The following is a 9,385-nucleotide window of genomic DNA, read 5'->3' on the forward strand; positions in this document are numbered from 1 at the left end:
CGTCGGGGTGGGGGTCACCACCCGTTCGAACGGGGCCCCGCGCTACCGGCGGGGCCGTCGCTTAGACAGCGGATGAGGGCACGTCGAGGGTCGACGCCCAGGCGCGCACCGCGCCGAGATCCAGGTTGTCCTGCATCGGCTTCTGCATCGTGTGCAGAAACCATCTCCTCCACCAGCTCACACGCTCGGGAACGAACCGCCCGGCGAACGACTCGCTCGCCTCCGCGCCCAGCCGTTGCGCCATCGAAGCGTTGTAGGCCAGCGACTCGACGCGTTTGGCCGGATCCGCGGCGTTGAGGCAGGCGTTGAACACCGCGACACTCACCTCCCGCAGCGCGCCCTCCTCCGCCGCGACCCACGCCGTCGCCTCCTGATACCAGCTGCCCGCATTGATCCCGCTGCCGAGCACCACCAGCGCCGCGCCGTCGACGGAGGGGCGGGACTTCAGGTCCGCGACGAGGACCTGATGCCCGGTGGATCTCAGGACCGAGCCGACGGCCTCGGCGATGTCGCGTGCGGTGCCCCCGCGGGTCGCGTACGCAACCAGAACCTTGCCCATGGCGCACACGCTAGCCAACGGGGTCCGCCCCGTAGCTCCCGGGGTGGACTAATAAGTCCAAATGTCCGGTGCTAATTGCGGCTTCGGCACTCAGTCGAAGATCGGGTCCGTGGTTCGGGTGCGCTTCAGCTCGAAGAAGCCGGGGTAAGCGGTGACCTTCACGAAGCCGTCGAACAGGTTGCCCGCCTCCTCGCCCTTCGGCGCAGGGGAGATCACGGGCCCGAACAGGCTCATCCCGTTGACGCGGAGCACCGGGGTACCCACCTCGTCGCCCACCGGATCCATGCCCTCGTGGTGCGAACGGCGGAGGTCGTCGTCGACGGCTTCGGTCTGCGCGATGTCCAGGATGTCGGCATCGGCGCCGACGGCGGCCAGCGCGGCCTCGACGGTCTCCGGCCCCTGCTTCTCACCGCCGGGGTGGAAGCGGGTGCCGAGTTCGGTGTAGAACTCGCGCAGCATGTCCGAGCCGTGGCGCTGCTCGACGAGGAGCGCGGCGCGGGCCGGCATCCAGGCGCGGTCCATGTGCCGCCGGTACGCCGGGGGCAGGTCGCGGCGGTGATTGAGGACGGCCAGGCTCATGACGTGGAAGGTGACCTTCACGTCGCGGACCTTCTCCACCTCGAGCATCCAACGCGAGGTCATCCAGGCCCAGGGGCAGATGGGATCGAACCAGAAGTCAACGTCAGTGGTCATGGGGCCATCTCACCACAGTCCGGCTTGGTCGCCGGTTGAGATCGCTGAGGGGGATGACAGCGCCGCGTCGAGGGACGCGGGCGATCAGGGATCGCCGCGCGGGGGCGCTGCGGCAGGACTACAGTCGGATGCAGGAGCGGACACCGATGTCCGCGGGCTCGAGGAGGTAGTCATGGCCGTCATCACCGTGTCGCGTCAGCTCGGCAGCCAGGGAGGCCGGATCGCGCAGGAACTGGCCCATCAGTTGGGCTACGACTTCGTGGATAAATCGACCATCAACAAGGTCATCCGTCAATACGGCGTCACCCGGCTCGATGCGATCTACGACCACAAGCCCAAGATCTGGGAGTTGTTCAAAGAGGACAGCGCCACGACCATCCAGATGATGAACGAGACCATCGCGGCCTTCGCGGCCCGCGGCAACGTGGTGATCCTGGGCCGGGGCGGATTCCGGGTGCTCCAGGGCATGGCGGACGTGGTGAACGTGCTCGTCAAGGCGCCGGACTCGGTGCGCGCGGGCCGGGTCGCCAAGCGCACCAGCATCGAGCCCGACGAGGCGGCCCGCCTGATCAAGGCCGACGACGAGATCCGAGCCCGGTTCGTTCGTCTGTTCTACAACGTCGACTGGTCTGACGAGTCCAACTTCGACCTCGTCATCGACAGCGACTCCATGTCCGAGCGGGCCGCCATCGCTCAGATCGCGGCGGCAGCAGCCGCCCTCCCGGCCCTCACCGGAGGAGAACGCGCTGCCGCCACCATTCAGGTGGACCCGGTTCTGGCGACGACCGCGGAGGCGGCGTTGTCGCGCAGACCGTCCGGGTCCGATCAGGCTGCACCCGAGTCCTGAGGCTGATGGTCGCCGCCCAGGCTCCACTGGGCGAACGCACCCAGCGTCAGGCGGCGGCCCGGACGGCGGCCTCGTCGGCCAACTCGTCCTTGTGCCTGGACCGCGACACCCACTTGTCGACGATGGCCGCCAGGGCGCCGTCGCCGGTGACGTTCGTGGCGGTGCCGAAGGAGTCGATGGCGATGTAGGCCGCGATCATGAGGCCCACCTGCGCCTCGGTGAACCCGAGCATCGTCGAGAGCAGGCCCGCCGCGGTCATGATCGCGCCGCCGGGCACCCCTGGCGCCGCCACCATCATGACGCCCAACATCATCACGAACCCGATCATCACGCCCACGTTGATCTCGATCCCTGCGAGCATCATCACGGCCAGCGCAAAGCAGGTGATCTTGATGGTGGATCCCGCGAGATGGATGGTGGCGTTGAGCGGGATGGCAAACGCGGCCACCGGCTGCGACACGCCCATCTTGATCGCCTGGCGCAGCGTGACGGGGATGGTGGCGGCCGAGGACGAGGTGCCGAGCGCCGTGGCGTAGGCCGGCAGCATGGTGACCAGCATCTTGAGCGGATTCCGCCCGGTGATGATCCCCGCGACGGTGTACAGCGCCAGCAGCATCACCCAGGTCAGGATGAACACGAACACCACCACACCCAGGAAGGTGGCGATGACCGTGTACACCTGGCCGCCCTGCGTCATGTTGAGGAAGATGCCGAAGATGTAGAACGGCAGCAGGGGGATGAGGATCTTCTGGATGACCATGTTGATCACCTCGCGGAACTCCTCGAACCCGCGCTGCAGCGCGCCGCCCTCGATCATCGTCAACGCGACGCCGACGATGAACGCCAACACCAGCGCCGACATGACCCCGAACAGTGGCGGAATCTCCAGCGCGAAGTAGGGCGCGAGCAGCGCCTCGTCGGGGTTGGTGAGCGACGGCGCACCGCCTTCGGGCAGCACCCGCGGGAGGACGAGCAGCGATGCGCCCAAACCGATGAGGCCGGCGCTCAGCGTCGACGCGTAGGCCAGGGCGGCTGTCACCGCCAGCCACCGGCCCGCGCCGCGACCCAGCTGGGCGATGGCCGGGGCGATGAGTCCGAGGATGATCAGGGGGATGGCGAAGCCGAGGAACTGACCGAAGACGCCGTTGAAGGTGACGAAGACGCGCGTCAGCCAGTCGGGAAAGAAGTTCCCGAACAACACGCCAAGCGTGATGGCGACGACGATCCGGGGCAGAAGACCGAACGTGAACTTCTTCTTCTGGGCGACGGCTGCAGTGCTCATGCGCGCAAACCTAACCCAGCATCCCTCCACGGGCTACCCGAGGCCCCGCTAACGCAGGAGCCCGCGCGCCACATTCAGGGCCATCGGCAGGTATCCGCCCCCGAACAGGACCACGTGAACCAGCAGCATGTGCAGTTGGTGCAGGGGAATCCGCTGGCGCATGCCCTCCGCCGGCGGGCTGACCTCGCGGTAGCCGTCAAGGATGTCGGAGATCTGCCCGTTCCCGAACAACGCCAACTCCGCCAGGTCCGTCTCTGCGTGTCCTCCGTTGGCACAGGGGTCGATGAGCGTCCCCACCCCGTCGGCCGTCCACACCACGTTGCCGGCCCACAGGTCGCCATGGATGCGCGCCACCTCCCCACAGAGCGCGGGTTGCGGCGAGTCGAACCGCCCCGTCGCCACGGCGTCGCACGCCCGGTGAAGCAGCCGGTTGTCCTCGGCTTCAAGTCCGGCGGCCATCGCGACGTAGGGCCTGAGCCGCCCCTCGGCGTAGTACTCGCCGAACGACCGCCAGGTGGGCACTGCGGCGGCGGGCGTCGGCAGGTTCGCCGTCGCCAGATCCGCCGGCTCCAGACCCGGTGGCGCCTCGCCCCACCACCTGGCGCCAGCGGCGTGGGTCAAGGCCAGCCGGCGGCCGAACTCGGCTGCGTCGTCGCGCGTCGGCGCGCCGTGGTCCAGCAGAGCCGTCTCCAGCCAGGTCTCCCCGGAGCCGGCGAGTTCGGCGACCGCGGCGCCCCCTCCTGGGGTCGCCTCGGACAGCCAGCGCAGGCTGGCCACCTCGGTGGCGATCGCCCGCCGGGTGCCCGCCTTCCGGAACGTCTTCATCCGAGGCGTGCAACCCAGGCGGCGAGCACGTCCTCGAGCCTTCCGTGGAGGCGCAGGGTGGCGAGGTCGTCGCCGCGGGTGGCGCCGTCGTTGACGATGACGACGTCGTGGCCCCGCTGGGCGGCACGGCGCACGAACCGGAGGCCGCTCATCACCGACAGGCTGGACCCGAGGACGAGCAGCGTCGCGGCCTCGTCGAGCAGCGCCATCGCTTCGCCGACGACGGTGCGGTCCGCGTTCTCCCCGAAGAAGACCACGTCGGGTTTCAGCATGCCTCCGCAGCGCCGGCAGTCCGGGTAGAAGAAGTCGTCCGTTCGATCCACTTCGGCGTCCCCGTCGGGCGCGGTGCGGCTCTCGACGGCGAGCGCGTCGAGGCGCTCGGCGAAGTGCGGGTTGAGCGCGAGGAGTTGCTCCTGCATGCCGTCCCGGTCAATCAGGGTGCGGCAGGCGAGGCAGACCACCCGTTCGAGTGCGCCGTGCAGGTCCAGCACCGGCCGCGACCCCGCCGCCTGGTGCAGCCCGTCGACGTTCTGCGTGACCACGCCGGTGAGCGGAGTCAGCTCACCCAGGTCCGCCAGCGCGTGGTGCGCCGCGTTGGGGCGCGCCTGGGCGAACCACCGCCAGCCCACCGTGCTGCGCGCCCAGTAGCGTCGACGGCTGAGGTCAGAGCCCACGAACTCCTGGTAGGTCATCGGCGAGCGGGGCACCGCGTCGCGGCCGCGGTAGTCGGGCAGGCCGGAGGCTGTCGACATGCCGGCGCCAGTGAGGACCATGGCGGGGCGCCCCCGGAAGAGGTCAACGGCGGCCGCGAGGTCGTCGTCGTGGGAGCGCAGCCCGAAACCGCCCGTGCCGGGCCCCCACGAGGGTGTCGACGGCAGCGCGACGGCGTCCGCGGCGGTGCGAAACCAGCCGCCGACGTCCGGAATCGGGGCACTGTTCATCGGTCTCCTTCCCGGCCAAGCCTAGGCCTCTCCAGAGTGGCGCCTGGGGGTCGGTCTAGCATCCCCGAACCCCCAGTGAGCAGGCACTCACTCGCGGGCGGGGCTGCGGGCACCCTGCGGGTGCCGCCCACCACCGTAGAATCGCCGACGAAACCTGGTGAGAGGGGAACCCATGGCCGGCGGCCTTGCAGCACTACTCGACGACGTGGCGGCCATCGCCCGTGCGGCGGCGGCCTCCGTCGACGACATCGCGGCCGCGGCCGGCAAGGCGTCCACCAAGGCGGTGGGCGTGGTGGTCGACGATGCGGCGGTCACCCCCCGCTATGTCGACGGCTTCACCCCGGACCGCGAACTGCCGGTGATCTGGAAGATCGCCAAGGGATCGATCCGCAACAAGCTGTTGTTCATCCTGCCCGCAATCCTGCTGCTGAGCCAGTTCCTGCCGTGGGCACTGACCCCGCTACTCATGGTGGGCGGCCTCTACCTCTCCTACGAGGGCGCCGAGAAGATCTGGGAGGCGGTCAGCGGCCACTCCAAGGTGAAGGAGGCACCGGTCGCGATCAAGGGCGAGAACCACGAGGACAAGATGGTGGGTGGCGCCATCCGGACCGACTTCATCCTATCCGCGGAGATCATGGTCATCTCCCTCAACGAGATCGCCGGCGAGGGCTTCTGGATGCGGGCGATCACGCTCGTGGTGGTGGCCTTCGGCATCACCGCGTTGGTCTACGGCGTCGTGGCGCTGATCGTGAAGATGGACGACGTCGGCCTCAGGCTGGCCGCCAACCCGCCCACCAGCCGGCTGGGCGAGGGCTTGGTCAAGGCGATGCCGATCGTCATGAAGGTGCTGTCCACTGTGGGGATCGCGGCGATGCTGTGGGTGGGTGGACACATCCTTCTGGTCGGCATCAACGACCTGGGCTGGCCCGTCATCTACGACTTCGTGCACCACTGGGAGGTGTTGGCGGCCGAGGCGGCGGGCGGCTTCGTCGGCTGGTTGGTCAACACGCTGGCGTCGGCGGTGCTCGGCCTCGTGGCCGGCGGGATCGTCGTGGTGATCATGCACCTGATCCCGCGGAAGAAGAAGGTCGCGGCGCACTGACCCTCGCCTCCTGCAGCCTGCTCTCCGGGCAGCGTGGTCTGGTACAGGATGCCCGGATGCGCGACGGCAGGGCGGGCCTGGGTCGGGTCAGCCCAGGCGGGACGCCAGCTGGGTGATCCCCGGGTTGGGCATCACTGCGCAAGCCCGCCCTGCCGTCCCGCATCCTCGCTGTCGGGCTCAGGCGCTCCGCGGCAGCGGGCCACGCGCGGCGGCTGGCTCAACCGTTTTTTGGGGGGGGCTCTACCCACGACGTAGCCCAATCAGCGTTCGGCGTGGCGGGTCAGCGGTTGGGGCGACCGCCTCCTCCACCCATCCCGCTTCCGGTCGAGGTGCCGGCGGTCACGACCACCGACTGCCCATCCACCGCGACGGTGTACTCCTGGCCGCTGCTGATGCCCTCACCGGAGTAGACGACGTTGGAGAAGTCCTTCTCAGCGGTGAACTCACCAACCATCTCGGAGCCCGAGAGGATCTGGACGGTGGAGCCCGCGGAGCCGGAAACCGTCGCCTGCACCCACCCCTGCGCCGACTCCGCGTCCGGGGTCTCGGCCATCCCGGAGGAGCCGACCGCCAGCAGCGTGCCGCCGCTGATCGTGAACGTGCCGTTGACGTCCAGCGCGCCGTTGCCGTCGTTCAGCGGCCCGTGCACGATGACCGTACCGCCGGTGATCTCGGCGTCTCCGTTGGAGTCGAACCCGTCCCCACCTGCGTCGATGGTGAGCGTTCCGCCGCTGACCAGCGCCGACCCGTCGATGACCCCCATCCCTCCCCCGCCTGGGCCGCCGCCCATCTGCCGGTCCGTGGAGGCGGTGTCGGTGGACGTGGTGGTGTCGGCGGCGGAGACGTTGAGGCCGTCATCCTCCGCGGTCACGTCGATGGTGCCGCCGGTGATCGCGATGTACTGCGCCTCGAGGCCCTCGTAGGACCTGGCCAACGTGACCTCGCCGTCGCCGATGACGAGGCTGAGCTCGGCGTGGATGCCGTCGTCGCCCGCCTCCACCGTGACGGTGCCCCCGGAGATGATCACGTCCGTGGCGGCGTCGAAGCCGTCGGACCCGGAGGTGAGCGCCAGGGTGCCGCCCGAGATGTCGATGAAGCCGGATTCTACCTCGGTGTCATTGGTGGACTTCAGCGCGTCACCACCCGCCTCGACCGTGACGGCGCCGCCCGTGATGGCGAGGTGGTCCTTGCCGCGGATGCCGTCGTCGGCCGCGGTGACCTGGATGCTGCCGCCGACGATGGCCAGGCCGTCGGCAGTGGCGATCCCGTCGAGGCTCCGCCCGGTGACCGTGAGGGAGCCGTCGCCGCCGATGGTCAGGTCCGCCTTGGAATAGAGGGCCGCGGTGGGCGCCTCGTCGGAGGTGCCGGCGTAGCTGGCCGCGTCGGTGAGCGTGCTGCTCGTGCCGTCGGCGAGCACCACCACCGCCTCGCCGGCATCGGCGATGGTGATCGCCCGCCCCGTGTCCGAGGTGATCTCGGCGTCGGAGAGGACGAGCTTCACCTCGTCGTCGGAGGCCGAGTTGACCACCATCTGGCCGTCGAGCGAGCCGGTGAGCACGTAGGTGCCGCCGGCGGTGATGGTGACGGTGTTGCCGTCGATGGTGACGCCCTCGCCGTCGACGGTCGCGGTGCTGCCGCTCAGCGTGATGGTGGTGGCCGACGATGCGTCCCACGTCACGTCGGCGGCGTCCGGCGTGGCGTTGGCGGCCCGGGTGGCGTCCACAGTGAGGGCCGCGCCGTCGACGGTGGTCGCGGTGGTGGTCGTGGTGGTGGCGGAGGTCGTCCCGGCGGCGGCCGTGCTCCCGACGCCGGTGGCGCCGCAGCCCACGAGCAGGGCGCCGACGGCGAGGGAGGACAGGGAGGCGAGGAGTCGCTTGGGGGTCATGGTCATATCTCCTGTGGTGCTTGGTGGGTGTCGGGTTGGGTCGGGTGACGGGGGGGTGTGACTGGTTGTCAGGTTGCGTTTCTTAGGCTTCGAAGCTCGTCGCTGCGCTCCTCACACCTCAGCCAGCAGAAGGGTGAGCGACCACTTCCCGGGTCACTCGGCGGCGGCCCCACTCCGCTGGCTGAGGTGCCGCGCAGCGGCCTCGAAGCCTACGAAACGTAGGCTGACAAGGTCACGTGTATTGGGCTTCGAGGGTCGTCGCTGCGCTCCTCACACCTCAGCCGGCGGTGGAGGGTGGTCAGGCGGCGGCGAGTTCGGTGTGGGTCATGAGGCGGTGCCAACGGTTGTGGGGCAACTCGGGGCGGAGCGTCGCCAACCCCGTGGCGTACTTCGACATGGACACGGGCCGGTGCCCGCGACCCCACAGCACCCGGTCCGCCACCGACGCCCCGGCACTGGACTTCGTCTCGACGATCACCAGGCCGTCGGCCGATCGCTCGTGGCCGGTCTGTCGGTCGGACCACGTCAGGTGCGTGTCGAGCGTGGCGCGGGCGGCGCCGTCGGGCATGAGGAACGTGGACCGGGTGTAGGTGCAATACCGTTCAGTTAAGCTCCTGTCGGTGTAGTGTGGTGGTATGCCGCGTGCGGGATGGAAGAAGCCGGAGACCGAGCGTCGTTTGTCCGATCTTGTGTCGGTGGGGGTGTTGACCCGGGTGTTCCCGCCGGGTCTGGTTGATGAGGTGATCGCCGAGGTCGGCCGGACCGAGCAGCGGCATCGATCGTTGCCGGCGCGGGTGATGGCCTACTTCTCGATTGGGATGGCGTTGTACTCCGAGGGCTCCTATGAGGACGTGCTCGGTCAGTTGACCGACGGGTTGTCGTGGGCTTCGGGGTGGAGGGAGTCCTACGCTCTCCCGAGTAAGTCAGCGATTTTCCAGGCCCGTGCCCGGCTGGGTGCTGAGCCGTTGAAGGCGCTGTTTGAGCGGGTCGCGAGGCCGATCGGAACGGACCAGACGCCGGGGGTGTGGCTGGCTGGGCGGCGGCTGGTCGCGATCGACGGGATGTGTCTTGATGTCGCTGACACGACAGCCAACGCCGAGCACTTCGGGCGTCCGGGGGTCAACAAGGGCGAGCGGGCTGCCTTTCCCATGGCTCGGGTGGTGGCGCTGGCCGAGTGCGGGACGCATGCGGTCTTCGCAGCCGAGATCGGCCCCTACTCGCAGTCGGAGGCCACCTTGGCCGAGCCGCTGC

10 protein-coding genes are annotated in these 9,385 nt (G+C 69.3%); 3 read left to right on the plus strand and 7 right to left on the minus strand.

All coding sequences use genetic code 11. The features are described 5' to 3' along the window. Positions 1-61 precede the first annotated feature (61 nt). Together H5398_RS03070 and H5398_RS03075 are read right to left on the minus strand one after the other, a co-directional pair. Positions 62-559, minus strand: coding sequence for a flavodoxin domain-containing protein (locus H5398_RS03070; protein ID WP_182798956.1), 498 nt, complete (start codon positions 557-559; stop codon positions 62-64). 90 nt (positions 560-649) lie between these two features. Beyond that, entirely contained in the window at positions 650-1,252 is a 603-nt protein-coding gene (locus tag H5398_RS03075) for a DsbA family protein (RefSeq protein WP_182798957.1), read from the minus strand. A gap of 172 nt (positions 1,253-1,424) precedes the next feature. On the opposite strand from H5398_RS03075, the gene H5398_RS03080 reads away from it, so the two are divergent. Beyond that, complete coding sequence (locus tag H5398_RS03080) at positions 1,425-2,099, plus strand: AAA family ATPase (protein WP_182798958.1); 675 nt, start codon at positions 1,425-1,427, stop codon at positions 2,097-2,099. Positions 2,100-2,145: 46 nt separating this feature from the next. Here the strand turns inward: H5398_RS03080 and H5398_RS03085 are convergent, their stop codons facing one another. From H5398_RS03085 to H5398_RS03095, 3 genes are read right to left on the minus strand one after another with little or no spacing between them, the layout of a single operon-like run. After that, complete coding sequence (locus H5398_RS03085) at positions 2,146-3,381, minus strand: dicarboxylate/amino acid:cation symporter (protein WP_182781298.1); 1,236 nt, start codon at positions 3,379-3,381, stop codon at positions 2,146-2,148. A 48-nt stretch (positions 3,382-3,429) separates the two neighbouring features. Continuing rightward, a complete protein-coding gene (locus H5398_RS03090) occupies positions 3,430-4,206 on the minus strand; it encodes a fructosamine kinase family protein (RefSeq protein WP_182798959.1) in 777 nt (258 codons plus the stop codon). Further along, a complete protein-coding gene (locus H5398_RS03095) occupies positions 4,203-5,147 on the minus strand; it encodes an NAD-dependent protein deacetylase (protein ID WP_182798960.1) in 945 nt (314 codons plus the stop codon). The genes H5398_RS03090 and H5398_RS03095 overlap by 4 nt, the downstream gene beginning before the upstream one ends. Before the next feature lie 172 nt (positions 5,148-5,319). Between H5398_RS03095 and H5398_RS03100 the strand changes: the two genes are divergently transcribed. Further along, a complete protein-coding gene (locus H5398_RS03100; RefSeq protein WP_182781295.1) occupies positions 5,320-6,249 on the plus strand; it encodes a DUF808 domain-containing protein in 930 nt (309 codons plus the stop codon). Between the two features lie 280 nt (positions 6,250-6,529). On the opposite strand, the gene H5398_RS03105 is transcribed toward H5398_RS03100, so the two are convergent. Then, the gene (locus H5398_RS03105) at positions 6,530-8,134 is read right to left on the minus strand and encodes a carbohydrate-binding domain-containing protein (protein WP_182798961.1); all 1,605 of its coding nucleotides are present in this window, start codon (positions 8,132-8,134) and stop codon (positions 6,530-6,532) included. 298 nt (positions 8,135-8,432) lie between these two features. After that, positions 8,433-8,879 (minus strand): VTC domain-containing protein, encoded by a 447-nt coding sequence (locus H5398_RS17675; protein WP_370586036.1) that lies wholly within the window; start codon positions 8,877-8,879, stop codon positions 8,433-8,435. Here H5398_RS17675 and H5398_RS03115 point away from each other — a divergent pair. Then, positions 8,770-9,385: transposase domain-containing protein (locus H5398_RS03115; protein WP_182798963.1), on the plus strand; the 616-nt coding region annotated here is incomplete at its 3' end. The genes H5398_RS17675 and H5398_RS03115 overlap by 110 nt on opposite strands.

Source organism: Tessaracoccus sp. MC1679 (assembly GCF_014164775.1).
Lineage (GTDB): Bacteria > Actinomycetota > Actinomycetes > Propionibacteriales > Propionibacteriaceae > Arachnia.

Bases quoted from the DNA above. Each gene is read 5' to 3' on its own strand.
- H5398_RS03070 (WP_182798956.1), bottom strand. From the start codon at position 559: ATGGGCAAGGTTCTGGTTGCGTACGCGACCCGCGGGGGCACCGCACGC.
- H5398_RS03085 (WP_182781298.1), bottom strand. From the start codon at position 3,381: ATGAGCACTGCAGCCGTCGCCCAGAAGAAGAAGTTCACGTTCGGTCTT.
- H5398_RS03105 (WP_182798961.1), bottom strand. From the start codon at position 8,134: ATGACCCCCAAGCGACTCCTCGCCTCCCTGTCCTCCCTCGCCGTCGGC.
- H5398_RS03090 (WP_182798959.1), bottom strand. From the start codon at position 4,206: ATGAAGACGTTCCGGAAGGCGGGCACCCGGCGGGCGATCGCCACCGAG.
- H5398_RS03095 (WP_182798960.1), bottom strand. From the start codon at position 5,147: ATGAACAGTGCCCCGATTCCGGACGTCGGCGGCTGGTTTCGCACCGCC.
- H5398_RS03080 (WP_182798958.1), top strand. From the start codon at position 1,425: ATGGCCGTCATCACCGTGTCGCGTCAGCTCGGCAGCCAGGGAGGCCGG.
- H5398_RS03075 (WP_182798957.1), bottom strand. From the start codon at position 1,252: ATGACCACTGACGTTGACTTCTGGTTCGATCCCATCTGCCCCTGGGCC.
- H5398_RS03100 (WP_182781295.1), top strand. From the start codon at position 5,320: ATGGCCGGCGGCCTTGCAGCACTACTCGACGACGTGGCGGCCATCGCC.